Origin of the sequence: Paenibacillus sp. JNUCC-31, assembly GCF_014844075.1 — a bacterium.
Taxonomy (GTDB): domain Bacteria; phylum Bacillota; class Bacilli; order Paenibacillales; family Paenibacillaceae; genus Paenibacillus.
In genome coordinates this window covers 4,850,215-4,875,208 of sequence record NZ_CP062165.1, presented here as the reverse complement: position 1 = coordinate 4,875,208, position 24,994 = coordinate 4,850,215, and the positions used below count along the sequence as shown (strand labels likewise).

Here is a 24,994-nt window from a genome sequence, read left to right as displayed (position 1 = left end):
AAAATCCATGCCAACTCCGATTGGAGAAGGAATATTTTTTGAGAAAAATATTTTTTTGAAATAAATGTCCGCTTTGTTCCCGTCCAGACCAACTTTGGCATGATTATTGCTTGGTAATTTGGTTATGAAGAAGCATGATCCATAAGGAGGAAATCCCGATGAGTATCGGAACGGAAATGTACCGCAAAACGCTGCTGACCGTTGCAGGTAATAAAGCTGTGGAGAATCTGTCCATCAAATATGGCAAAAAGCTCGCAGGCAAGTTCATCGCTGGCAATACACTGGAAGAGGCTCTCGAAGAGATTCGGACACTTAACAACAAAGGCATTATGGCGACATTGGATCATCTGGGCGAAGGCATTACCCAACTAAAAGAAGCCGCGTTGTACCGGGATGAGTATATACGACTGGTGGAAGGCATTGCCCGTCAGGGCGCAGACTCCAACGTCTCGCTCAAGCCAACCCAGATGGGACTTGCACTGGACCCGGATGAAGGTTACAACAATATCCGTGCTGTTGCCGTCAAGGCCAAGACACATGATCTGTTTGTACGGATCGATATGGAAGACAGCCCATTTACTCAAGCGACATTGGATATCGTGCGCCGTCTACACTCGGAGGGACTGGATAATACAGGTACGGTATTGCAAGCCTACTTGCATCGTACCGTGGAAGATACGCGGGACATGATTCGGGAAGGAATTCGACTGCGTCTGGTCAAGGGAGCATACAAGGAGCCTGCATCCGTAGCTTATCAGAATGCGTCTGAAGTGATTGATCAATTCAAAACCATGATTCGAAATCATCTCGATCAAGGGGTATACACCGCGGTTGCATCCCATGATGACAACATTATTAACTGGACCAAGCAGTACGCAAAGGACCGGGGAATCTCCCCCGATGCATTTGAATTTCAAATGTTGTACGGTTTGCGCATGAGCGAACAGGAACGTTTGGCTAGGGAAGGATATCGCATTCGTTGTTACGTGCCCTACGGCACCATGTGGTACCCGTACTACACCCGCCGTCTTGCCGAGAAGCCAGCCAATCTCTGGATGGTCGTCAAAAACATGTTCAGATAGTTATTCTTCAACTGAATCAACATATATAGATGAACAACTATAGATGAACAACGACAAGGATAAAAACCATGGCCATTTTCTTTCCAGGCACATGGTTTCTTTTTTGTACATATCGTTTTGCAGAGAATCGGACCTTACCTATCCAATAGTTCACTTTGTAATGTCTAAAAAATGAGCATTCTCAAATTGAAATGTCTACTTTTCTGGACACCATCCGTTTCCTCTAAGAATTGAATATTGTCAATGGGTCGGTTAATACAATGGCCATCGTATAGCGCTGCACATCAACATCCAATGTCAAGTTTTATAACAAATAACCAACCACAAATCCCAATTCTCATTCTATATTTAACTGTTATGACTAAACTATAAATTTGAAAGCGTGTTCTATTTTGAATACATCCCTATTGCTAACTTCTACGGTTATAAGATGTACGCTCCATGTCAAAAAATATATACACACTTCATTTTGAAAGCTATAATATGAATAATCAACATGTGTTCCACTCCTTCTTTTCACAGATAACTTCCATGCAGCTATTTAACAGGTGTAGTTTCCAAAAGTTATGCTCTAACTGAGGTGATACCGATGAAACATTTACTTCCAGGTTTGATGTCTTTATTACGTACAGATATGAGTACCCTGGATTCAGACTTCTCTTTGACGATCATTCCTTCCTCTACAACGTTGGAAGAGGCTGTTCCTCTATTCGACACAAGTCCCTATTTGTTGATACAGGATGAGGGACTCACATTGGGATATATTGCTGTTACCGATGTTCTTCAAGCCGTAATGTACGCCCATCGCCTTATGGAAGCTTATTTCGAGACAACGCTGGAAACGGCAGGTTCGGCTCTGACACTGATCAATGAAGAAGCCAAGGTAACCTACTGGACATCGGGTGCGGAGCATGTTTTTTCCATTAACAAAAAAGAAATCATCGGAAAACCGGCAGCAGACTTCTTTCCGCCAGAACGCCTCCAATCGCTCAAAACGCTATATACCGGCGAAACGGTATACCGAAAGCAACACCAACCAAGACCCGATCTTTTTGCTCTGATCAATGCACGTCCGGTGCAACTGGATGGACGCATTGTAGGCGCGGTTGCCGCTGAAGTGGACATAACAACCGAAATCCGCTTGCATCAGGAGTTATTACATATGACATCCAAAGTCCAGCATCTGGAGAAGGCCGTTGCCCGTCTGCGTCCGGACTCTGACCCTTTTGCCAGAATCAAGGGCAGTAGCCTGGTAATGAAACAATGTCTGGACACCATTCGCAAAATCAGTACCACTTCTGCTACCGTGCTCATTCTTGGCGAGAGCGGAACAGGCAAAGAGCTATTTGCCAAAGCCATTCACGACCTGCGTGAACCGCAGACCGCACCGTTTATCGCCATTAATTGCGGGGCCATTCCTGCTTCATTATTTGAGAGTGAGTTATTTGGTTATGAGAAGGGCGCATTTTCAGGAGCTGATCCCAAGGGGAAAAAGGGGAAAATCGAACTTGCCGAAGGCGGGACGCTCTTTTTGGACGAAATAGGTGAAATGCCGCTGGAGCTTCAGGTGAAGCTGCTTCGCGTATTGCAGGAGAAGAGTTACTTCCCTGTTGGCGGAACACGCATGAAACACGCAAGTTGCCGGATTATCGCAGCCACCAATCAGAATCTGCTGAGCATGATCTCCCAAAATCAGTTCCGGGAGGATCTCTACTATCGACTGAATGTCATTAACCTCGTCATCCCTCCCCTGCGGATGCGCAAGGAAGATATTTATGAGTTGACTCAGACGTTCCTGCAAGAGTTTTCGCTGCTGTACAACCGTCATATTGAATTGATTCCGCCCGAGGTATTCAAGCTGTTATTCCAGTACGACTGGCCGGGCAACGTGCGGGAATTAAGAAATGTGATTGAGCGAATCACCATTCTCACCACGGACGGTGAAGTCAAGCCTGAATATCTGCCGGACACCTTCATCTCAGACAACGAGCATGTAACAACCGTATTGGACGAGACGGTGCAGCTCCACTCCCCGTATGAGTTGAAATCAGGATCGGCCGCAAACGCTAAAGGATTGGATGAGCCCGTTACTCTCCGTGACGGAGACCCCCAGATCAAATCTGCCGAGATATCCCCCGGGTCCTATCAGGAACAGCTCGATTCCTATGAGTCAGAACTCCTGCTGCAATATCTGAAAGCCGCCGGAGGCAACAAAAGAACGCTCGCCCGGCAGCTTGGCATCTCCAGAGCAACGCTCTATAACCGCATGAAGAGGCTCGGTCTATGACCAGCCTCTTCTTCTCGTAATAATGAATCCCCAACTGCAACATAACAAATGAGCCCACTAACAGTGAGCTCCCACCGCATTATTTCCTCCTTTGACTAACAAGAGTCTCAGCCCTTTCGGCCATGAGCTCTGAATTGATATTACTGATGCCGAACCTGGTAAGTTTATGCACGACTTCGCTCGCGGACGGTGCATTTTCAATGATGATGTTCACAACTTCTTCAGCATCATCGACAAGCCGGATATAGCGTTTGAATTCCTCCTCTGTCATATTCCCTGTAACTACAAAGAGTTGATGAAGCAAATCCAACACTGGCATGTGCAGCTTACCATCTGGGACTTCCGGAATTGTCCAGAACTTGCTATCAAGAAACAACATTGAAGTAATAGGAGCTTTGTTATCTTTGTCGCGGTAATAGACTTGGCCCGCGTCTTGGAACACTTCTTGGATAGTGCCTCCCCGCCCTTCGGAAAAAACGATACCGCATGAAGCAAGCGTCAGGAGAACATCCTCCCGTATGCTGTTTAGGAAGTATTTCGCGACATGGGTCGCAAACGGCGTAAATGGTTCATGACCATAATGCCATGTCGGCAATGCCAAACTACGATTGAGAGGGTTGAGTTGGTCCTTAAGTTCATTAGCAATTTTCCAAGCCGGAAGCATCCATGCGTGGAGATCACTTAACAAATCTTCATTGATTGTCCTTCCATCTTTACCGATGAGGTGATGCATGTTTTTTGGAAATTCATCAAATGGTTTTTCCGCCAATCTATTGATTGCAGAAGTAAGTGATTCTGCGGAGCGTCCTGCGAAAAGTGCACCAAGATGGGTCGCTTCCATGCAGCCTGGTCCGCCACCACTAACGACGATGAAACCAGATTCAGAAAGCTTCTGAGCAATTCGTGCAACCTCGCAATATGCATTGCTGCCGCGTGGCTCTTGATGCCCACCCATGATTGCGACTGGACGGCGCCCTGCCTGCATCTCTGTTTTCAGAAATGCGTTCATTTCCCGTACAACTGAGGTGTCATGCAAAGCTTCCATCATCGCGGCGTAGGGGTCCGAGATGGTAGTACCCCCTTGTTGATGAAAATATAAAAAGCACTGGAAATCGGGCGTAGCAGGTAAACTAAGTGCATTTTCCGGTTTAAAGTGTTCAAGTAACTCAAATGGATTATAGAGCTTATCGTGAATTGGGTTGAACGGGGGATGAGTGATCAGTTCAATTGGTTTTATCATGACTCGCTCCTATTTCTGGTTTTTAAATTCTCATGCTTTGTCAGTTTTAAAAGTAAAGTGGGGCGATCTCATCTGAATTTCTTCCAATAAATAGAAATCGTTAAATTCCCCCAATATATCGGAATTTAATTTAACCAAGAGCATATCTAATTATTCTGCGGGTTAGTTTACGATTAATGGATGAAAATTGAGTAGATATATCCTATTCGGTAATCAAGAAAAGATTTTGTTCCAAATAAAAAAGCCGCTTTATAGGCGACTCTCATGCGAGAAACTATACTTATCAACTAAGTTATTGTTTATTATTGGCTAGTTCCAGGCTGTGTTTGACCGTAACACTTAAATTACCGAGAAATTGCCGATGCTTAATTTATCTCTTTCTATACTGTCTAATTACGTGCAAAGTCTGAGTCTTTGAGAAGTTCACAATTATCCGTCTAACCATTTCATGGCATTCGGCGGGAAATTCTCTTCCTAAATAAATTGGCTGTTCAAATCATTCTGCAAATAATCCACCTAAAGGAGACGACCCAGCATCCTGGATTAATTTTGAAGGCAAGAAGTATGAATTTTACAAAACAGATGTTTCTGTTGATGATTCTCTTATTTCAACAAATGAAAAAACTGATGCGGACGATGGAGTTATTTTCATGGGTCCGTATTATTCTTTCTGACAGGTTACAAAACTCGCGCCAACCGGTTCAAAGCCGTTCGCAGATGTCGATAGAACGTAGCACGACTCATCGAACAAGCCTGTGCTGCGGCAGTTGGATTGCCAGCATGTGTCCAATAGGCTGCATATAACAGCATCTGATCCTGCTGAGATATACCGTGAACCCGCCCCTCCAGCAAGTCCAGCACATGCATCTGCAATTGAAGTCCATCCGCCATATTACTTACTCGTGCTGCATACTCATGTAATTCTCCGGGAGAATGCAGATGAGTCAACAATTTGCGCACATCACGCTCAGACCAAGGTAACCGATCCACACCCGATGCCCTCTGCGGTACCCCACTGGCTTTTGCATCCGGATCCAGCAAGGACATCACCCAGTCACCGAATTGTCCACTGCGCAAATCCAGATCCAGTACATCCGCCTGATCTGCATACACGTCACACAAGCGAGTTCGTGTTCTTCTGATCCGGAACCCAATGCTCTGCAAAAATAACTTGAGATGCGGATTGGTTGCGACCAGTATAACTCTTGCCCCTTCTCCCAGGAGTGACAAGCGATCCAGTGACATATAACCCACCAGTTCTTCACGTTTGTAGCCAGGCACATCGTCCCTTGCTGCCGCCAATACTGCAAAGTGAGTATCCGTCTGGTCTGGATCGCAGTTCAGCTCCTCCGGTGTGAAACACTCCTGCATTTCGGTCGGAAAATAGTTGGAAAGCATCCCACTGCTCTCCCGGTGCACAAGCACTGTAATGAACATCGCAATCGGCTCGCCATCCTTGTCACGCATCAATACGATCCCCTCAGGATACCGATGTGCAAGTTCATCCAAAAAGGCGGGATAAGAAGGTGCCTGCCAAGGCTCAACGCTATACTCACACCACTGTTGGAGCAATTTCTGTAATGATGGCAAGTCCTCCGCTCTCATTACTTCCAATGGAGAGAACAGTGAATCTGCCGACACGTCAGCATATTTCCGGTGCTGGAGCATGGATTCCTGACACAAAAGGAGCATTTTCCTGGTTATCTGACGTCTCTCATGCGGATCTGCTTGTTCATGGAGCGGCTTGAGCACCCCCGCAATTCGCAACCGGATGGCTTGCAATCGCTGTGGCTCACGTTGCCGAAAATCCCGGAGCAGATGCAATCTGGCCATGTCATGCAGCGCCAGCCCATTGGGTCCGGAACGAATGAACGACATGCGTCTCAGGACGTTGTATTCTTCAAGCGTCACCTCGGTCTGCAGCACGGATGCCAACAATTCCTGATTCGCTGTTTCCAGCAACGTTAATACCTCTACCATCGGATGCAGACGGGGAAGCGTCAATTCTAGCAGAAGCCTGGCGCTAATCATCTGTGATAATTCGGTCCACTCGGAAAGAGGAATATGCCTACGCTGATCCGCAGCTTCAACGGCAAGCGCCAGTCCCAGCGGGTGTCCATCCGTCATACGTGCAATCGTCCCTGCCATGCCCTTGTTCAGTGATCCTGCTACCGCAATATATTCGGACACTTCTTCACCCGTAAAATGTGAAAGAGGCATCTTTACAAGGCGCTGCCGCAACCTTGGATGTGTTCGCCACGCTGAAGCGGGCTCCGGTCTTGAAGCCAGAATGATGAGTACACCGCATAACGGAAGCTTGGATACGAACACTTCCATGAACCAACTTTCCAGAAGTGCCAGTTCCTCATAGTTATCCACAGCAAGGACCAGCCGTCTCTGTCCCGAAGTCTGACTAAGAAGACTCAAGGACCGAGTCCTACTATCAGTACCCATAGTCTCCAGGCCCAATGTAGAGGACAAATACTCCAGAAAGACCGACGGTGTTGAGCCGCATGATCTGCCATCCATCCATATGGCGGTCGCCCCCTGGTTTCGGGCAACGGACAACATCTCAGACAACAAGGAGGATTTACCAATCCCACCCATACCCGTAACTGAAAAAATGGTTAAAGGAGCTTCCGGATTGCTGAACCATCGGTCCAGCTCCATTAGTTCCTTGACTCGACCTATGAATCGTTTTCCATGACCATAATATCTATCGTATTGAACTTCACTACTGTTTCCCATCAGCGTCCTCCGTACTAGATACTGGTACGTTCCACAACCTTTATTTTCTCGACAAAAATGAGACTATATTGAGACGCACAGTTGCATATGAAGTGATAAAATCTAGTTAAAATCCAAATTATAGAAAACTGCACCAAACAGCGGTGTGCTAACCTTTAACCGGTTTACATACACCTTTCACACGCCACTGTTCAACATAATCGATTATTCCGCCGATCGGGCACACCCATCCATTGGGCATTTTGCGTGATGCAAATTGCTGAAGTCTATGAGCATCTATCCATTTCGAACTTCATGCTTCCCTTTCATAACCAATACAGCCCGATACTCCAGGAAAGGCGGATATGTGTGATAAAAAATCTCGATATTTATAATCTGAGCGGACAACTTGGAATCAGCCTTGAGCGGCTTGATGAATGGTTACATCAAAGCGGAGTATTATCCAAAACTATGGAAACGGGAAATCTTCCCGACCGAGGCTCTTCACCATATCGTTTGGTCACTCCCACCTCATTGTCGCTTGCTCCCTCTTCCGGTCAACCCAAGCTGTATCACGGGCGCCGCCCAGCTCTTGGCAAAACCGTATTACCGACCGCTTTACGTCACGCTCGTCGCATCAGTAAAAATTGCTAGACTGTGCAGGTCATACAATGATATGCACAGTCTGGATTGTCTTTCCAACCTGGTCCATCAAGTTGAAAAATCCTGTTCATCCTCGATCATGGCATGAGCAAGCAGCGCCATCTCCAGACAGATTCTTCTCTCCTGGTCCATAAAGTCAGGTCCCATTAATTCTGCCAACTTCTCCAATCTGTTGTACAAGGTTTGCCGATGTATGAATAATTGGGCAGCAGCATCCCGCTTGGAGCCGAAGTTTTGCAAAAAGACATCCAATGTCTCCACCAACCTTAGATGTTGGGTCCGATCATGCTCAATCAAAACGCCCAAATGGTCATTGACAAAGGGCTGAAGAAACGATTGGGGCAATGCTTTCAACATTTGATATATACCCATACGTTCGTAAAAATGAATATGTTCCAGCCGATCTACGGAGCGTGAAACTTCAATCACCTGATAAGCTTCCCGGAGACTATCAGGCATGCCTGTCAAGCGGTTGCGAATTTTGCCAAATCCGGCATGAATCACAACCTGCTTCAGGTTACGATTCGCAAATCTCTTTACATCACCAAGAATGCCTTCTAACAATCTGACCAGTTGATTTCGCGTGGATGTCTTGCTCTCTTCCTTGGCACAGCATACATAAACCTGATTGTTTTTCAGCATGATGAGACTGGACAGATTGTTCTTTTTGAGCAAGGATCGCAGCAGAACCAGAATATCCTGATGGTTGGATTCCATTCGCTCACGCCCAATTCCCTTCAGACGGTGCTCCATCTCAATAACCCCGCCTGCAAACCAGTACTGTCCCTTGACCAGCAAACGGAGTCCCATTCGGGTCTGAGCCTGCTCCTCATGAAGAATGTTGCCGTTCATTAGATCCTGAATCAGCTCATTCTGGTTGCGCACCATCTTCTCCTCCAGAAACTGGGAACGCAGAGTCAGTGCAGCTGCTGCCTTCGCTGTATAATCGAGTAACAATTTGAGATATTCGACGGGCGCTGAAGGATGCACAATCATGCCGACAGCGGAAAAAACCTGACCAAAACATACGACCGGGTGACACAGCAACACCTGTTCCTCGTCCAGATGGAACCACAACTCGGTGTCCGAATCATTGAGATCCAGATGCTCCACCTCCTGTTCATACCATGTGTAGATCGCTTGCTGTGTGTCCGAAGTCAGCTCTGGCACGAAACTGCCCGGTTCCATGGACGAGATATACACAACCGGCTTGGCCGCGTATTCATGCAAAAGGTGAAGCAGAGCAGATATGTCTGTACTCTGTAATGTTCGCTGCTGAAGCTGACGGGAATAGGTTTCCAGGCTCTTCAGCAGCTGGTGTTGATGATTAATCAGCAAAGCGTGAATATCTTGTGTAATCTCAACGAAACGGACCGGCTGCTCAAACACGATAAGCGGAAATTGATGCCTGTCAGCCAGTTCAATCAATTCTTCGGGAATACCATGAATGCTCGTGCCAAACTCCACGCATAACCCCGCCGCTTCGCTCCGAATTAACTGGAGCAGATATTCTTCACGCCCTTCCTCCGATTGAAGCCATAGTCCTGTGGATAAAATAAGATCATGGGGACTTACAAATGGAGAAACATTGGTAATCTCCAACACATGGACCCAGCCAACCTGACGGGATGTCCCCTCTTTCCCAGCAGCAAGACGCGCTTTGGCAAAAACGGGGCGAGCCAAGATATCCTTTATCGTAAAAACACGGTCATTTCTCAATATCGATCCCTCGTAGTGTCATTTTTTCTTACATTATAAGCCATGGACAAATGTCCTGAATAGTCTTTTCTCGACATTTTGTTGATTCAAATTCATAAAAGATAGACATGAAGTAAGGTGCAAAACCATTATCCAAGTCATAAACTTGTAGTATAAGCTAACAACCATTAAATGGACGAGGTGCATGGCGATGAGAATCGGAATTCCGAAAGAAATCAAAAACAATGAAAATCGTGTAGCAATGACCCCGGCCGGAGCTGCTGATTTTGTCAGAGCCGGCCATCAGGTGATGATTGAACAAGGCGCCGGGCTCGGCAGTGGATTCACAGACAGGGAATATCAGTCAGCCGGCGCAGAGCTTCGGGATACAGCTTCATCCGTTTGGGCAGACGCAGAACTGATTATCAAGGTCAAAGAACCTCTTGCCAGCGAATACGCCTATTTTCGTCCCGGCTTGATTCTCTTCACTTACCTGCACCTCGCAGCGGAGCCTGCATTGACGAAGGCACTGATTGAAAGCCGGGTAACCGCTATTGCGTATGAGACACTGGAGGTGAACGGCACGCTGCCTCTGCTCACCCCGATGAGTGAAGTAGCCGGACGCATGTCGGCTCAGATTGGAGCGCAGCTGCTGGAGAAAACGGAAGGTGGCAAAGGCATTCTGTTATCCGGAGTACCCGGCGTAAGCCGTGGCAAGGTTGTGGTTATTGGTGGTGGCACGGTGGGCACAAATGCCGCCAAAATTGCGATTGGTCTGGGTGCGGATGTGACCATCCTCGATTTGAATCTGAATCGTCTGCGCCAGCTGGATGATATCTTTGGTAATCAGATTCATACCCTCGTATCAAGTCCATCCAATATTGCGGCGGCTGTTGCGGCTGCCGACCTGCTGATCTGTGCGGTGCTGATTCCGGGCGCCAAGGCGCCAACCTTGGTCAGCGAGCAGATGGTCACCACCATGACACCCGGTTCGGTCATTGTGGATGTGGCGATTGATCAGGGTGGAATTGTGGAGACCATTGATCATATCACGACCCACGATGAACCAACCTACGTGAAGCATGGTGTTGTGCATTACGCGGTAGCGAACATGCCAGGCGCCGTGCCGCGCACGTCTACGGTGGCGCTGACCAACGCCACGATGCCTTATGCGCTGCAGCTGGCGAACCACGGTGCAGCGGCCGCGATTCGCGGCAGTGCGTCCATTCGCAGCGCGGTGAACGTGCTGAATGGACATATCACCTATGAGGCGGTTGCCCGGGATCTCGGGCATGCCTATGTTCCCGCAGGACAGGCGCTGGAGAATACCGCCTCGGTCCAATGATCTTTGGATGACCGTTCCACCCGGCGCCATGTTGCCCGGCCTGTGGAACGTATAGAAGCGCCAGTCCGGGCAGATCCTGTCCAGGCTGGCGCTTCTTGTTTTATTTACACATATGAAATCGCTCTTAAAGACTTATTTGTTCAGTTACTTCAGCTCCCTACACAGCACGCTCACTGCACACCTCGCGGAAATTACAATCCCGACAAGCACGGCGCGAAGGCATTGGGGTGAAATAGGAGACGTCCTTGGGACGATTGTAATACTCATCATCCACACAGGAGCGCATCTCAACAATATACCGCCCCACATTCTCCTCCACCTTCAGGATATCCTCTTCCGTTGCGGTAAACTCTCGGTGTGTTCCGGTTAACAGATACTCCACCCGCAGCTCAATCTGCTCCAGCGGAACCCGATAATGCTCCCTCACATAGGATGCGTACAGCATCAACTGATCCGAGAAATCATCCTCCTTGCCTGTCTTCCAGTCCACTATGACGATATTGCCGTTGCTGCGACGATATAACAAGTCCATCTTTACATACACGCGCGTGTCGTGCAGCATCATGGTATCCCATTTCTCAATCTCCAAAATATCCGTACTCGCGCGGGACAGGTCCTCCCACGTGAGCGTCTGATACAGGTTACCGACGCAGGCCGAAGCTCGCTCTTTGATCGTCGCTATTCGGTCATTCAACGTGTCGTCCCCGTAATACATCTCAGACAACATCACCCGGTTCTTGGGGTCCAGCCGCCACTGATCCTGGTCCATGGACTCCACATACGCCTGATTGAGCAGTTTGCGCATGGTCTGTTCCAGAAAGTGCTCACGCGGTTTATCTTTGCCTTCCTCCCTGCTGCGTACTGCCGATTCACACATCCGGTGGGCGAGGTCACCGAATACAAGGTATAGATTACTGAGCTGCTTCAACCGATACAGACGCACCTGCATCTCATCAGCCGACTCTGCCTTCCAGCCGTTATGGGCTCCATAATAATGATAATAATATTTGCGCAGGCACTCATCGAACATACTCGCCCGCGACTGCGAATAAGACCACTGCGGGTATTGTGCCATAAGATATTCTGCCTTTCTGTATGCCGGATCTGCATGAGATCCCTTAATGCTCACAGTATATAGGAAATGACAAAAATGCCGCAAGCATCCTTCCGTTATTTTCTTCTGACCGCAACCGTTTCCGATTCAATCCGTAACGTTTATATAGTAACATCACCAAAAGATGAAATCACACTGGAGAACGCATAATATACTAAATAGAGTACAGGATTTTGCTTTGATATAAGATGAGCCTTAGACTTACACTAAAACGTCAACTACAAGGATTATTCTGCACGCGGAGCAGCCAAGTGTAAACTTCATAAGTTCATCTTATATGAAAAAATATGGTACAGGCATATCCTAAAAGGAGGCACCACCCATGAATCGACCGGATTGGTTCCAGGCGGAAGAAGCATTACAACAAATCCAAGTCATCGGAAGCGACCGGAATGAGCTCGTGAACATCATTGGCCATGTAGAAGGACTGAACTGCATTGGCACAGGAACGGATGCGGCAGTATTTACGTATGACGGCTTGCCGCAGTACGCCTTCAAGATGTACTCAGATCATGCCCTGGACAAATTGGAAAATGAAAAGCAGGTATATGAGCAGCTTAAGGGCTTGCCCTATTTCCCCACCTATTACGGCAGCGGCCGGAATATTCTTGTGATCAGTTTTGAACCCGGGGATACCTTGCTGGAATGTCTGGAAAAAGGAATCCCGGTCCCCGAGCAGGTGATGCTCGATGTGGACGAAGCTCGCGAAGCTGTACGCAGCCGTGGCCTGAATCCGCGGGACATTCACCTGAAAAATGTACTTCTCCAGAACGGACGCGGTAAAGTCATCGACGTATCCGAGTACATTCAGGACGGCAATGACAATCGCTGGGAGCATCTCGTCTGGGCCTATCACAATATCTATCCACGGATCAAAGGTACGCCCATATCTCCACGCATGCTGCAAACGATCAAATGGGGATACAATCAGCTGGATCAGGCCAATGTCAAAATGGACGACCTCTCCAAAAAAGCCAACCGATTATTCTCGAAATTCATGAAATAAAACCTTTGCATAAACAGATCATGTTCATGTTCTGATCTCCATAAAATAATCCGGATCAACGCCAGGGATTGGCGAGTATCCGGATTTTTGTTTGTGCAGAGATAACGCTGAGTCTGCTATTTCAAGCGCCCTTGGGAAGGGGTCATGCCCTTATATTGTTTATACAGCTTCGTAAAATAATTGGCATTCTCGCAGCCAACCCGGGCGGCGATCTCGGTAATGGTCAGGCTGCTCTCCTGCAGCAGCTGTTCCGCTTTCGTCATTCGGCACCCGTTCACATATTCCACGAAGGTACGTCCGGTCAGTTTTTTGAACATTTTGCAAAAATGATACGTATTCAGCCCCACCTGGCCAGCGGCCTCGGTAACCGACATTTTCCCTGTCGGCTCCGCTTCAATCTGCTCAATCAAATGCTTGAATCGTTCCCGATTGGGGAAATACGATCCGGTCGTTTTGTCAGGAAGCTGGTGTGGCATAAATGTTCGGGCAAGCAGCGTGAACAAGGCATGAAGCTTGGATTTTACAACGAGTTGGTAGGCTGGTGGCTGTAATGCCATCTCTTCCACGGCTTCGTTCAACAGGGAATAGTAGCCTTGGCAAATGATATCCTGCTCCACCGGTTTCACCGGAAACCTGACCCTTCCCTCCAAGTAGGGTGCCACATATTTCAAATGAACGGGATCATGCGTAAAATCATGAAATAAGGCAGGATTGACCACGATTGAGTCATAATCTACATCTCCATCTTCCAGTGCATACCCCACGTGTAATGCGCCTCCAGGTATAATAATGACCTCACCTGCGTGAGCCACATAAGGCCTGCTATCGATATGAAATTGTGCGCTGCCCCGTCGCATGACAATCAGTTCAAAGTGTTCATGCCAGTGCAGGTATAAAATGCACTCTTCCGCCTTCATTTCTCGACAGCGGTTTTGGAACAACTGAAAAGGGTACGATTTATGATCAATTCGGGTATTTTCGTGAAGCGCTTTCAGATCCAGCATACATTCTCCCCCTTCCCCCACAAGATCAGACTAATATTGCACAAGATTGTATAGAGCCATCCGGCAGACGCCCGGCTATAATGAGTGTGTCACGAAGTACTATAAGCCAATATTGGAGTGAAATACAACCATGAATAATCCGTTACGCATAGGCACCCTCGTAGGCGGGCACGACGCAGTCCGCGTCATCCCACAGATCATGAAACATGGCTTTGAATCATTCAATCTGACCTTCTGGCAAACGACTGGTGATTTGGACCTGGCCGAAACAGCCAAACATGTTCGTGAAATCGTGGACGAACAAGGTATTATCATCTCTGCAGTAAGTGTATTTGGAAATCCGCTCACCGGAACCGGGGATAATGCCGATACACTCGCCAGCTGGGAACGGGCTATTGACCACGCCCAGCTCTTCGGAGCGGATATCGTCTCCGGGTTCACCGGACGATTGACCGATCAACCGATTGACCAATCGATTCCAAGGTTCAAGGAAGTGTTTGGAGAGCTGGCACGCCGGGCAGCAGACCGGGGTGTACGCATTGCTTTTGAGAATTGTGATATGGGTGGTACATGGCAGACGGGTGATTGGAATATCGCGCATAATCCGACGGCCTGGGAAATGATGTTCGATGCGGTCCCCAATGATAATATTGGACTGGAATGGGAGCCATGCCACCAGATGTCCAGCCTGATCGACCCAATTCCGCAGCTGCGCAAATGGGCCAATAAAGTGTTCCATGTGCATGGCAAAGATGCCACCATCGCCTGGGACATCGTCAAGGAATATGGCGTTCATGGCCCACGTGAATTTGTCTGGCACCGTACGCCCGGCTTCGGGGATACCAACTGGTCCGACATCATTACGATTCTGCGTCAAAACGGATATCAGGGAACGATCGACATTGAAGGCTGGCATGATCCTGTCTACAAAGATGAACTCGAAATGACCGGACAGGTGCACGCCCTACGATATTTGAAACAATGCCGTGGTGGAGATTTCGTTCCCAATCCGGTATAGAAACGGGATAACACTGAGGTACATGATCTCTATTGCATGAGCATAGAAAATCAGAAGCATAAGGAGCTGATAAGATGAGTCATCCTTACCGGGTGGTTGTGGCTGGCTGCGGGGCCATGTCCAACACTTGGGTCGATTACGCCATGCAAAGGCCGGACACGGAAATTGTAGGGCTTGTCGATCTGTATGAACAGACTGCTGTCGCCCTCGCTGCACGGCACGGCCTCTCCTGTCCCACGTTTACGGATATCAGCGAGGCCATTCGCGCAACCGATGCCAATATTGTATTCGATGTCACCATACCAGCGAGCCATCATGGAATTGCCATGACGGCGTTACAACAGGGTTGCCATGTATTTGGCGAAAAGCCTCTGGCGGAATCCTTCGCTGATTGTGAAGATATTGTTCAGACTGCACGCCGTACAGGTAACATTCAGGCAGTGATGCAAAATCGGCGTTTCGATCCGCGCATTCGCGCCTATCGGCAGTTGATTTCCGACGGAACCATTGGTCAAGTCGGTTATGCAGGAGCAGACTTCTTCCTTGGACCCCATTTCGGTGGTTTCCGTGACCTGATGGATAGTCCACTACTCCTGGATATGGCGATACATACCTTCGACCAGGCGCGATATATTCTCGGTGCGAATCCGGTCTCGGTCTACTGTCACGAATTCAATCCTCCAGGGTCGTGGTACAAAGGCAATGCGATGGCGTTGTGCATTTTTGAAATGTCCGACGGCTCCGTGTTTGACTATCGAGGGTCCTGGTGCACAGAAGGTGTGCCTACTTCATGGGAGGCATCCTGGCGCGTAACCGGAGAAAAAGGAACTGCGATCTGGGATGGGCATGATGACATTTATGCTGAAGTGGTCTCGGCGCAGCATCTGGATGCGGAAGGCAAACCGTCCTTTTTCCAGCCGTGTGAGCGGATTGAAGGGCAACAGCCTGTGATGGAGAAGACAGGGCACCATGGCTGCCTCGAAGACATGTTCGCAGCCCTGGAATCGGGGCAACTGCCTGAGACCGATTGCAGTGACAACCAGTTCAGCATGGCCATGGTGCTTGCATCCCTTGAAAGTGCACGCACAGGTCAAAAGGTGTTCATTGCTGATCTGCTAAAGACTGTATAATGAAGCCGTGAGCCGAATAGCCCTCCTCATAAACCAAAGCCCAAACTGCGAATCTTTTGCAGTTTGGGCTTTTTGTCTGCTTACTCTTCTATTCTAAAAATGATGTTGGCAAAAAAAATGTCATGCGAAATATCAAACGCAGTGCAGGGGACGAAATCGATTCTGGAGAAGCAGCGCGTTCGCCTTTATCACCGGATTTCGACTTTGCAAAAGGCAATCAGGAAATCCGGGGATAACAGCGATCGAAAGAACGATTCGTAACCGGAACGGCTGCTTTGCAGGCAGTTATTTTTTTGAACTTACATCATTTTATAGGATTCCTTTTTTCATTGCTTTGTACACAAGCTGCGAGAATAGACTGTTCGACCAGGCAAACCATGGCCTTGTGAACGTATTCGGATCATCCGAATGAAAACCTTCATGCATGTACCCGGTGCCTGCATCCGTGTTCTCCAGCAGCTCAATCATCTCCAGCATTTCCTTATCGTTGTCTGCGGTCAGACCCTGCATGGACAGCGCCATATGCCAGATGTATCCGGGCGGAGTATGGGGGCTGCCAATGCCTTTGGCTACTTGTCCTTCATAATAGAACGGATTTTCCTTGCTCAAAATAAAGCGGCGTGTATTCCGGTACACGATGTCCTCAGTAGAAGCATACTCGAAATATGGAATCGACATAAGTCCCGGCGTACCTGCATCATCCATGAGGCAAAAGTTGCCGTAACCATCCGTCTCATAGGCATAAATCGGCCCATACTCCGGGTAACGGTACGTACCGTATAGGGAAATACCATGCCGTATTTCTTCTTCCAAAAGAGCCATTGTGCTCACCAGTTGTTCATCCCGGAACACCCACCTCGCGATCTCCCCCATCTGACGCAAAGTCACCGCTGCAAACATATTCGCTGGAATATTATAATGAAAATCACATGCATCATCACTGGGGCGGAAGCCGGACCAGATCATCCCGGTATAGTTTACCGGCATCCCTAATCCTTCGTTGCGGAGCGTATCGTGGGCTGGACAATTCCGGCGCATGAATTGATATGGCGAGTGCTCCCCATGCCGCTGCTCCGTTTTCCACAGACCTACTATGCTCTCCATCACCCTCTTGAAACGCTCGTCAAATATATCTGTCAATTCCGTCTCACGCCAATACGCATAAGCGAGGCGCATGGAGAAACAGAGTGAATCCAGTTCAAACTTGCGTTCCCACACCCACGGCGACATCTCTGTCTCATCGTTGGCATCCCAGTGCCATCCATTAGCTGTTTCGTTGAACGCATTGGCATAGATATCGATATCCGCATAGAATGTATGCCGTTTGATCAGCCCTCCAATGATCCGTTGCAGCTGTTCGTCTTCCTTTGCGAGCGGGACGTAATGCATCACCTGCTCTACGGAATCACGCAGCCACATGGCCGGGATATCTCCTGTAATTACAAAGGTTGTTCCGTCATCCAATAGTTTTGTCGTCGTTTCCAGGGTGTTAGGAAAACAGTTACGGAACTGTGCCAGCAATCTTGGTCTATGTTGCAGCCGTTCCTCGGCCTCGGTGAGAATGTTCTGCACAGCTTGCGGCAATTCCGATGCGGCATGGGGATTCTCGGTAATCTGAACTGTTCCATGGATGTCGTCTCCTTTGAGATGAAAATTTTCCATATTGGTTTGCCTCGAATTTCATTCAATGATTTGTGCCATGTTGTTATTTTCGTTATGATAAATTATAATAACATTATTATTTGTAAGTGTACTGTGCCGGAAGATGATCGTCAATTCATCCAGGATAATTCTGTCCTCTCCGTTCTCGTGTAAATGTTTAGTTCAATTTATATAGATTGGAATTGACTCATTGAATTTATCAAATCGTTTACATATGAAGGAGTAATGAAATGTCACGTAAAGTATCCATCCAGTCGCTGGCTGACCAGCTTGGATTATCCAAATATGCTGTCTCCCGCGCCCTCAGCGGCAAGACAGGTGTCAGCGAAGCGACACGTGTCCGTGTGCTGGAATTAGCACGTGCCCTGGGATATCGCCAAAGCACCCCAGGAAGCGGCACTGTGTCCACTGGAATCAACGAAGAACAATCTGAGCCGCCGTTTGCCCTCATCTGCATGAATCAGCTCAACCGGGGGGAACCGCACTACTGGCAGCGCGTCCTCTCCGGCATGATCTCTGCCTGTAATGAAAGAGGGTGGCATCATGCCATTGTATCTCCCTCTCTGGGAGTCGCTGATGAACACACGCCGCCAGAACGGGCAATCGCTCCCCATTTAGACTGGGAACGGTGTGCAGGAGTCATCGCCATGGGGGCTTTCCCCCATGCAGTCCTGCAACGACTGGCTCAGACGGGCCGCCCCATTGTGCTCGTAGATCATCAGGAGCCCCTGTTGAACTGTGATACCATCAGCCATGATAACCTGGAAGCAGGCATTACTGTGGCGAGATATTTAATGTCGATGCAGTGTCACCGCATTGGTCTGATTACGGATGATGGTCGTGCTGCCAGCTTCGCACAGCGAAAGATTGGCATCGAACTGGCCTTGAACCATTTTCACGCAGACAGCAGTCGGTTGACGACATTCAGAGAATGGAATATTCCTTACGAGAACGGGGAATGGATCGACCAATTGGCCGCAACAATCCAAAACATGCCGGATGACGAGCGCCCCGATGCCTGGATTGGCGTCAATGATGATATTGCCCTCCAGTGGATGAATAAGTTGCAGGAAATGGGATTCTCCACACCTGGAGATTGTCTTGTCATCGGTATCGACAATGTGCATGCCTCGGCTGCATCCTCTCCGCCTCTGACCACGGTCAACCTCTGTAAAGAGGAATTGGGTCAGCGTGCAATCGAAGCTTTGCAGCGCAGGATAGAACGCCCAGGTACACCAAAGGAAACGGTCATGTTATCGACTACTTTGATTCCACGGGAATCGGCGTAACTCAAAACGTGCGGCAACCTTCTTAGCGTCAGTACAACTTAACTTAACTTAACTTAACTTAACTTATTGCATTCCAAAAAGGCCTCGCATGATATTTGCGGGGCCTTTCATCACAATCTTATTATTCATCCAAGCTTATTCCGTTCCGTCCTTGGCACTCATGACTGTTATTTCTGCCAAGGCAGGCTTGTATACGACGGAAGATCCACTCCCCAATTCACATCACGGTACTCTCGGTTAACTACGGTTCTCTTTAAGGTAAATTTCGTTCCATTTTCTTTGTAAAAACCACGGATGATCAATTTGAGATCATTTACTACGTTCTCTTCGTTATTGTTGGGCTTATCCGGGGTTCCCATCACTTCGACGGGGTACTCAGTCCCTTCGCTATCAATCGCTACCCATTTATCCCCATTGAAAGCATTTCGGAATCTTCCATTTCCCTCCAGTACAAGTGATGAGTTTCCTTCAAAACTGCCTTTGGGCGGATTAAATGATTGCTCCACTGGCCGATAATTGAAGTCATATAATACAATTTGATCTCCAAGCTGTTCAAATTCTACAAATGTATAGAACTTGGTATCCTTACGCCTCTTGTCCAGATCAACTACCACTGAGTTCTCTTCCTTCACAGGAATCGTGTAACCATCCAGGACAAAGCGAATATTTTTGGCATCCACTGTTACAAAAGCAGGGTCCCATGTCTCCGATAACTTTAATGGACCACCATCCATTAATCCACTCAAATCTCGGAGCCGAAACTTGGCTTGACGGGCATTGGGTCTGCTCCCATTAAATATGCGATACTCGTTCGTTTCAGGGATTTCGATATGATAAATCAAGTCCATATAACTCGCCCAATCCTCTTCTACTTTAGCACGAAGTTGATCGGTCAAACCTACATTCATGTCAAGCCTGGTTCCATTTGGCGTACGTACAAACTGAGTCATATCCAGTTTCAAACCCTCAGGAGTGGTGTAGGTGTTATTCATGGTATCCTCAACAGCCAGTGATTTGGCTTTGGTCATATCGATGTTGAATTGGAAGCTCCAATCGACCGTTGTATTACTTGCTTTCATTTCCCCAGTATGAACATTATAATAATCAGGAATTTTTAAATAACTTAATTCTCCCCGTACAAATATTTGATCTGGAATATCATCATTCAATTGGAATACAAATCTTTGATACTCCCCACCGCTAAGCCTCGTATCTACCGCCATGGAAGCAACACGATTCCCCTCTTCATCTGTAACATGAATTCTTCCCGCCTCCGGATAAACAACCGGTATCGTGCTGCCGTCGGGGTTGCTTTGCTCTGTTATAATAATAATTTGTGAACGATCCACTAGGACATCGCTAATCTTGAGCGTATATCCCTGATCTACAATTTGAATTTTCGGGTTAATGACCAGACCAAGTGGTTTCAGACGTTTGTAATCATCCGTAAGATAATGAGATCTTATCTCTTCTGGTACAGGTATATCTGGAAGCCGCTGATTTACGGCATTTACCGCGGGTTGCGTGGATTTTGCTGTGTGATCAAAAGCAAACCAGGCACCTCCCACAAGGATCACAACGGCCGCCGCTGTAATCCCCGACCGGCGCATCCAATGGGATTTGGAGGTCTTTTCCGTAAATGGATTCCCGTCTTCTGCGCTCAACATAGACATTCCATCCAGTTTCTGCATCACCTCAAGCGTAAAGTCCGCATCCGGTTCTTCACGGAACAAATGCTGTTCCCACATCCGGTCCTCATCATTTGGAATAGGCTTCATACGTCGATAAACCTCCTTTGCGCTCCATTTGTTTCTTCAACGTTTTCTTCCCTCGATAAAGTGCATTACGCACTTGTGCGGGACTCATGTCCGTAATATCTGCAATCTCTTCGTAGCTCAGCTCATTCGTATATTTAAGCAGCAGCACCAGCCGATACGATTCCGGCAGTTGCTCCATCTGGCGATAGATTTCACGCTGCATCTCCTTATGCAGTACATGTTTCTCAGGCGTTTCATCACTGGTTTGTTCCAAAGCTGGATGATCAGCAGTCATCACGGATTTCTGTTGCCTCATAAAATCCCGCATCCGATTCACAGCGATGGTGTATACCCAAGATGAGAAACTGCTTCCCTCCCGTCTCGACGGAAGATAGCGGTAAATCCGAAGAAACGTATCTTGAGCGAGATCCTGTGCATCTGAATGGCTCGCACCCATTCCGCGCAAAATGCCGAATACTTTATGTTTATATCGATCCACGAGCACAGCAAATAGCTGTTTGTCCCCCGCAATAATACGCTGAATGAGCTCCTCCTCTGGTATCTGTTGAGTCATGTAATCCCCCTTCTCTACAGCTTCCATGCATGGTTCTGTACTATATAGACGGAAGCACTTCCCGAAACCTCTCACTTTATCCAAAAAAAAGAATTCGCGCCACCGGGTGAAACCGAATGGGCGAACTCTGCATACCAATATATTGTTATTATTACTGCACATTCTCTACAGTTTCGGGGTGAATTTTCTGAATCACTCATTCCGTCGCAGCCGCGTCTCTCTTGTCTCTCAATCTTCCCTATTCTTCTCCGATACAAAATCGGCAAGCTGTGAATAGATCGCTACAATCTCATCCATTGACATGCGCACGAGTCCGCTGGATGACGGAGCAACAAACTCATGAATTTCCTTAACGACCGGGTCGTCCTGAAATCCCCACTCCGCTTTGGCACGCTGACTGTACTGGGTGTATACCCCTTTCCCGACGAAACAGGCGATGTCCGGTCGGTATTCCTCCAGCTTTTGCCGTAATATCTGCCGTCCCTCTGCATATTCCTCTTTTGTAATATCCTCCATGCCTCTTGTCGGCCGGGCCACAATATTGGTAAATCCATAACCCAGCTTCAGCAATTCTCCATCCTCTTGTGCATCATATAACCGGGGAGTCAGTCCGGACCGCTCAAGAATGCGCCAGAAACGGTTTCCTTTATAAGCATAATGATGACCCGTCTCTCCAGACGTGATACTCGGATTAAAACCGATAAACAAGATCGATAAACCATAATCCAGATGATCTGGAATCATAATGAAAGGCCCCCTTCTCTTTTTTAGTCATTTACATCTTCCATCTGTGTATAAAATGATATAATGGTTGAGGTATTTTCGAAATCGGACTGAAATTTTCATGAAAAAGGAAGCTGAACTGATGATTGCAGACATCATGCTTGAAGTGGTCCTGCCCGTCTTTCTCTTGATCGCCGTCGGGTCCTGGATGCAAAAGGTGTTCAAGCTGGACTTGTACACCCTCGCCAAAATCAATTTCTATTGTATTACCCCCGCAGCCGTATTTATGAGCATGTACCACTCCGATATGTCGGGTGAGTTGCTCGGAACCGTCACACTCTTTTACGCGATATATGTATTGATCCTCTATATTGTAGGTTCTGTATTTGCGCGCACACTTCGGATGAATAAAGGCATGAAGGCCGCCTTCAACAACAGTATCATGCTGGACAATGCAGGTAATTATGGGTTGCCCATCAATTCCCTGGTATTCCGTGGTGATCCGCTGGCCTCTTCCATCCAGGCATTGGTCATGTCTTTACAGGCATTACTGACTTTCACCTACGGCGTATTGTCCATTCAAGGTGCGAAGCTCAAAGGCAACTACCGTGCGGTAATCATCGGATTTCTCAAAATGCCTGTTCCTTATGCGCTGTTGCTTGGCATTTTGTTTCATATGGGGAATATTCCACTGCCCACTTTCCTGTCCATGCCGCTGACTTACGCGCAGCAAAGTATGGTCGCAGTAGCACTTTTGACACTCGGGGCACAGATTGTTAAATATCCGATTCGATTGTATCGTCTTGATGTGTATATTAGCACATTTCTGCGTTTGCTGATTGGCCCGGCCATCGGGATTTCCATTGTGCTGCTGCTCGGTTTGCAAGGTATCGCTGCTCAGGCCCTTATTATCGCATCCGGCATGCCTACCGGAGTCAATGCGTCCATTCTGGCGGAGGAATATGATAACGAGCCCGACTTTGCCGCCCAGACGGTTCTAATCTCGACGTTGCTTAATATTATTACGATTACCGCACTGATTTCTTTTGCGAAGACGTTCTGACCTCATACTTTAAAAATAACTAGTCCACAACCCCATGGGGTTGTGGACCAGTTTGTCTGTGAAAAAGCCAGTACAACCAAAAAAGTCCAAACGCACCCATTCTGGGAATGCGCTTGAACCTCTTTTGTTACCTGCATATTCCATCGGATCAAATCCCGTTGTACGACTTGCCAGCCTAAAAGAACTAAGATTCACATGTCGTCCGTTCCGGAAACTTGCCGCCTTCTCTGAACAAACATCGAACCAGTCGCTGAGCAGCCCGATTGAAATAAAAACTTGAGCTCACTCCCTCAACCTGAACAGGCTCCAGTTCTTTCACACTTTCCTTGACCTTATTCATCTCAATGAGTCCCATTTTCCGCTCATTCGGTCCGAATCGATAAATAACCTTTTCATCGTCCTCCGCCTGTTTCACCAGCAGAATAATTGACGCCATACAGGTTACCCCCTATCGTTACGTGGTGAGATTCCAATGATTACTTACTTACTATTCATTATTACCCAGAACAGATTGGAAACATATAGGGCTTAAGTTATTTATATTAATGTTAAAACTCCTAATTTTAATTATCTCGATTATAGTATTTTGACAAAAAATAGACAAAAAGCAGGCTTGGATATACCAAACCTGCCCTATAACCTGCATCCAAAGGAATCAGAAGTCTCATGCTCCACCAATCCTGTAATAAAACGTGGGTCCACCGGTTCAGACTCATGATGTGCAAATACGCACGACCTCGTACGTTAATCGCAGGATGGAGCCCACACCTCTTGCAACGCAAAACGGAAGATCCGGTCCAATTCTCCATATGGAATAATCTGCTCATTCTCCATCCGGGAGGCTAGTCGTTCAAAATGTTCGATCTTCTCTGCCAAATACGCCTGTATGGCTGGTAGCTGCGGTTCCAGATCCAGTTCCTCGCCTGCCTTTTTCCGCCGCAGCAATTCATGGATTTCCGTATAGAGCGGTGCGCTCTGAGGCACAAGCTCTTGCACCAGCTCTTCGAATCCCATCGGCGGCATCGCATCATAACGTTCGATCCAGCCGCAGGCGAGCAATGGGCGCAGCACATAGAAATACTTTTTGATCTTCACCTGCTCACCCTGCAAATAATCCCGGAAATTCCCCTTTGCCATATTCAAATAATGATACATGCAGGACTTCGGTGAAAAGGTCAAAGGCGATAGGGCACGAATATGCTCTGCCACGCTGTACTGTTCATCATACTGAATGGGGGATTGCAGCCACTCCAGCAGCGGTGGATTTGACTTGCGAAACAGCTTCAAAGCTTTGCGTATATCCCAACCATTGATATCTAGCTGATCGCTGATCGGACGTTCGATCACATCTCTTTGTTCCTCAATGGACAAGTACCATTCCAGCGGCCTCACATATAGAAAACGCACATCATAATCGCTATCCTGTGAAGGGAATCCCCACGCCCGGCTGCCAGATTCACAGGCATAGATAATTCGCACCTGCTCCTCCTGTTCAATCTGCCTCAGCTGCTGTCTAATCGTTTCTCTCATTTCTTCATGAACATGGGTCATGTCCATTGCCTCCTTTAAGCACAATCACGTTATCATTTCACGGGTGACCTCCCCGTTACGG

General features: G+C 47.7%; 18 protein-coding genes and 1 pseudogene. 8 read left to right on the top strand and 11 right to left on the bottom strand.

What is annotated here, in order from left to right:
* Positions 1 to 158: 158 nt before the first annotated feature.
* Both JNUCC31_RS21095 and JNUCC31_RS21090 read left to right on the top strand, forming a co-directional pair.
* Positions 159 to 1,082 carry a proline dehydrogenase family protein gene (locus JNUCC31_RS21095; RefSeq protein WP_192264419.1) on the top strand — a complete coding sequence of 308 codons (924 nt, stop codon included), beginning with the start codon at positions 159 to 161 and terminating at the stop codon, positions 1,080 to 1,082.
* Positions 1,083 to 1,716: 634 nt separating this feature from the next.
* Complete coding sequence (locus tag JNUCC31_RS21090) at positions 1,717 to 3,369, top strand: sigma-54 interaction domain-containing protein (protein ID WP_323374336.1); 1,653 nt, start codon at positions 1,717 to 1,719, stop codon at positions 3,367 to 3,369.
* Between the two features lie 79 nt (positions 3,370 to 3,448).
* Here the strand turns inward: JNUCC31_RS21090 and JNUCC31_RS21085 are convergent, their stop codons facing one another.
* The 3 genes from JNUCC31_RS21085 to JNUCC31_RS21075 form a co-directional block, all read right to left on the bottom strand.
* A complete protein-coding gene (locus tag JNUCC31_RS21085; RefSeq protein WP_192264415.1) occupies positions 3,449 to 4,609 on the bottom strand; it encodes a hypothetical protein in 1,161 nt (386 codons plus the stop codon).
* Positions 4,610 to 5,287: 678 nt separating this feature from the next.
* On the bottom strand, positions 5,288 to 7,357 hold the full coding sequence (locus JNUCC31_RS21080; RefSeq protein ID WP_192264413.1) for an nSTAND1 domain-containing NTPase: 2,070 nt from the start codon (positions 7,355 to 7,357) through the stop codon (positions 5,288 to 5,290).
* 690 nt (positions 7,358 to 8,047) lie between these two features.
* Positions 8,048 to 9,718 carry a PucR family transcriptional regulator gene (locus tag JNUCC31_RS21075; protein ID WP_192264411.1) on the bottom strand — a complete coding sequence of 557 codons (1,671 nt, stop codon included), beginning with the start codon at positions 9,716 to 9,718 and terminating at the stop codon, positions 8,048 to 8,050.
* Between the two features lie 190 nt (positions 9,719 to 9,908).
* Here JNUCC31_RS21075 and ald point away from each other — a divergent pair, with 190 nt between their 5' ends.
* Positions 9,909 to 11,042, top strand: a complete 1,134-nt coding sequence (ald, locus tag JNUCC31_RS21070) for an alanine dehydrogenase (protein ID WP_192264408.1) — start codon at positions 9,909 to 9,911, stop codon at positions 11,040 to 11,042.
* 157 nt (positions 11,043 to 11,199) lie between these two features.
* On the opposite strand, the gene JNUCC31_RS21065 is transcribed toward ald, so the two are convergent.
* Positions 11,200 to 12,117 (bottom strand): PD-(D/E)XK nuclease family protein, encoded by a 918-nt coding sequence (locus tag JNUCC31_RS21065; protein WP_192264405.1) that lies wholly within the window; start codon positions 12,115 to 12,117, stop codon positions 11,200 to 11,202.
* 361 nt (positions 12,118 to 12,478) lie between these two features.
* On the opposite strand from JNUCC31_RS21065, the gene JNUCC31_RS21060 reads away from it, so the two are divergent.
* Positions 12,479 to 13,162 carry a serine/threonine protein kinase gene (locus JNUCC31_RS21060; protein WP_192264402.1) on the top strand — a complete coding sequence of 228 codons (684 nt, stop codon included), beginning with the start codon at positions 12,479 to 12,481 and terminating at the stop codon, positions 13,160 to 13,162.
* Positions 13,163 to 13,278: 116 nt separating this feature from the next.
* Here the strand turns inward: JNUCC31_RS21060 and JNUCC31_RS21055 are convergent, their stop codons facing one another.
* Entirely contained in the window at positions 13,279 to 14,166 is an 888-nt protein-coding gene (locus JNUCC31_RS21055) for a helix-turn-helix transcriptional regulator (RefSeq protein ID WP_192264398.1), read from the bottom strand.
* 130 nt (positions 14,167 to 14,296) lie between these two features.
* On the opposite strand from JNUCC31_RS21055, the gene JNUCC31_RS21050 reads away from it, so the two are divergent.
* The gene (locus tag JNUCC31_RS21050; RefSeq protein WP_192264394.1) at positions 14,297 to 15,184 is read left to right on the top strand and encodes a sugar phosphate isomerase/epimerase family protein; all 888 of its coding nucleotides are present in this window, start codon (positions 14,297 to 14,299) and stop codon (positions 15,182 to 15,184) included.
* A gap of 74 nt (positions 15,185 to 15,258) precedes the next feature.
* Entirely contained in the window at positions 15,259 to 16,314 is a 1,056-nt protein-coding gene (locus JNUCC31_RS21045) for a Gfo/Idh/MocA family protein (protein ID WP_192264391.1), read from the top strand.
* A gap of 309 nt (positions 16,315 to 16,623) precedes the next feature.
* Here JNUCC31_RS21045 and JNUCC31_RS21040 read toward each other — a convergent pair.
* A pseudogene (locus tag JNUCC31_RS21040) lies at positions 16,624 to 17,942 on the bottom strand (glycoside hydrolase family 125 protein).
* Between the two features lie 264 nt (positions 17,943 to 18,206).
* Here JNUCC31_RS21040 and JNUCC31_RS21035 point away from each other — a divergent pair.
* Entirely contained in the window at positions 18,207 to 19,265 is a 1,059-nt protein-coding gene (locus JNUCC31_RS21035; protein ID WP_192264388.1) for a LacI family DNA-binding transcriptional regulator, read from the top strand.
* A 167-nt stretch (positions 19,266 to 19,432) separates the two neighbouring features.
* Here JNUCC31_RS21035 and JNUCC31_RS21030 read toward each other — a convergent pair whose 3' ends face one another.
* The 3 genes from JNUCC31_RS21030 to JNUCC31_RS21020 all read right to left on the bottom strand — a co-directional run bounded on the left by JNUCC31_RS21030 (position 19,433) and on the right by JNUCC31_RS21020 (position 22,340).
* Positions 19,433 to 21,043, bottom strand: coding sequence for a DUF4179 domain-containing protein (locus JNUCC31_RS21030; RefSeq protein ID WP_192264385.1), 1,611 nt, complete (start codon positions 21,041 to 21,043; stop codon positions 19,433 to 19,435).
* Entirely contained in the window at positions 21,024 to 21,596 is a 573-nt protein-coding gene (locus JNUCC31_RS21025; RefSeq protein WP_192264382.1) for an RNA polymerase sigma factor, read from the bottom strand. The genes JNUCC31_RS21030 and JNUCC31_RS21025 overlap by 20 nt, the downstream gene beginning before the upstream one ends.
* Before the next feature lie 228 nt (positions 21,597 to 21,824).
* Positions 21,825 to 22,340, bottom strand: a complete 516-nt coding sequence (locus JNUCC31_RS21020) for a mismatch-specific DNA-glycosylase (RefSeq protein ID WP_192264379.1) — start codon at positions 22,338 to 22,340, stop codon at positions 21,825 to 21,827.
* A 121-nt stretch (positions 22,341 to 22,461) separates the two neighbouring features.
* Between JNUCC31_RS21020 and JNUCC31_RS21015 the strand changes: the two genes are divergently transcribed.
* Positions 22,462 to 23,382: an AEC family transporter gene (locus tag JNUCC31_RS21015; RefSeq protein ID WP_192273203.1), complete on the top strand. Its 921-nt coding sequence runs from the start codon at positions 22,462 to 22,464 to the stop codon at positions 23,380 to 23,382.
* A gap of 184 nt (positions 23,383 to 23,566) precedes the next feature.
* Here JNUCC31_RS21015 and JNUCC31_RS21010 read toward each other — a convergent pair whose 3' ends face one another.
* Together JNUCC31_RS21010 and JNUCC31_RS21005 are read right to left on the bottom strand one after the other, a co-directional pair.
* A complete protein-coding gene (locus tag JNUCC31_RS21010) occupies positions 23,567 to 23,818 on the bottom strand; it encodes an RNA-binding protein (protein ID WP_192264376.1) in 252 nt (83 codons plus the stop codon).
* 308 nt (positions 23,819 to 24,126) lie between these two features.
* Positions 24,127 to 24,933, bottom strand: coding sequence for a nucleotidyltransferase domain-containing protein (locus tag JNUCC31_RS21005; protein ID WP_192264374.1), 807 nt, complete (start codon positions 24,931 to 24,933; stop codon positions 24,127 to 24,129).
* Positions 24,934 to 24,994 lie beyond the last annotated feature (61 nt).

Bases quoted from the DNA above. Each gene is read 5' to 3' on its own strand.
- JNUCC31_RS21030 (WP_192264385.1), bottom strand. From the start codon at position 21,043: ATGAAGCCTATTCCAAATGATGAGGACCGGATGTGGGAACAGCATTTG.
- JNUCC31_RS21035 (WP_192264388.1), top strand. From the start codon at position 18,207: ATGTCACGTAAAGTATCCATCCAGTCGCTGGCTGACCAGCTTGGATTA.
- JNUCC31_RS21095 (WP_192264419.1), top strand. From the start codon at position 159: ATGAGTATCGGAACGGAAATGTACCGCAAAACGCTGCTGACCGTTGCA.
- JNUCC31_RS21050 (WP_192264394.1), top strand. From the start codon at position 14,297: ATGAATAATCCGTTACGCATAGGCACCCTCGTAGGCGGGCACGACGCA.
- JNUCC31_RS21025 (WP_192264382.1), bottom strand. From the start codon at position 21,596: ATGACTCAACAGATACCAGAGGAGGAGCTCATTCAGCGTATTATTGCG.
- JNUCC31_RS21005 (WP_192264374.1), bottom strand. From the start codon at position 24,933: ATGACCCATGTTCATGAAGAAATGAGAGAAACGATTAGACAGCAGCTG.
- JNUCC31_RS21085 (WP_192264415.1), bottom strand. From the start codon at position 4,609: ATGATAAAACCAATTGAACTGATCACTCATCCCCCGTTCAACCCAATT.
- JNUCC31_RS21090 (WP_323374336.1), top strand. From the start codon at position 1,717: ATGAGTACCCTGGATTCAGACTTCTCTTTGACGATCATTCCTTCCTCT.
- JNUCC31_RS21080 (WP_192264413.1), bottom strand. From the start codon at position 7,357: ATGGGAAACAGTAGTGAAGTTCAATACGATAGATATTATGGTCATGGA.
- JNUCC31_RS21045 (WP_192264391.1), top strand. From the start codon at position 15,259: ATGAGTCATCCTTACCGGGTGGTTGTGGCTGGCTGCGGGGCCATGTCC.
- JNUCC31_RS21015 (WP_192273203.1), top strand. From the start codon at position 22,462: ATGATTGCAGACATCATGCTTGAAGTGGTCCTGCCCGTCTTTCTCTTG.
- JNUCC31_RS21055 (WP_192264398.1), bottom strand. From the start codon at position 14,166: ATGCTGGATCTGAAAGCGCTTCACGAAAATACCCGAATTGATCATAAA.
- JNUCC31_RS21020 (WP_192264379.1), bottom strand. From the start codon at position 22,340: ATGATTCCAGATCATCTGGATTATGGTTTATCGATCTTGTTTATCGGT.
- JNUCC31_RS21060 (WP_192264402.1), top strand. From the start codon at position 12,479: ATGAATCGACCGGATTGGTTCCAGGCGGAAGAAGCATTACAACAAATC.
- JNUCC31_RS21010 (WP_192264376.1), bottom strand. From the start codon at position 23,818: ATGGCGTCAATTATTCTGCTGGTGAAACAGGCGGAGGACGATGAAAAG.
- ald (WP_192264408.1), top strand. From the start codon at position 9,909: ATGAGAATCGGAATTCCGAAAGAAATCAAAAACAATGAAAATCGTGTA.
- JNUCC31_RS21065 (WP_192264405.1), bottom strand. From the start codon at position 12,117: ATGGCACAATACCCGCAGTGGTCTTATTCGCAGTCGCGGGCGAGTATG.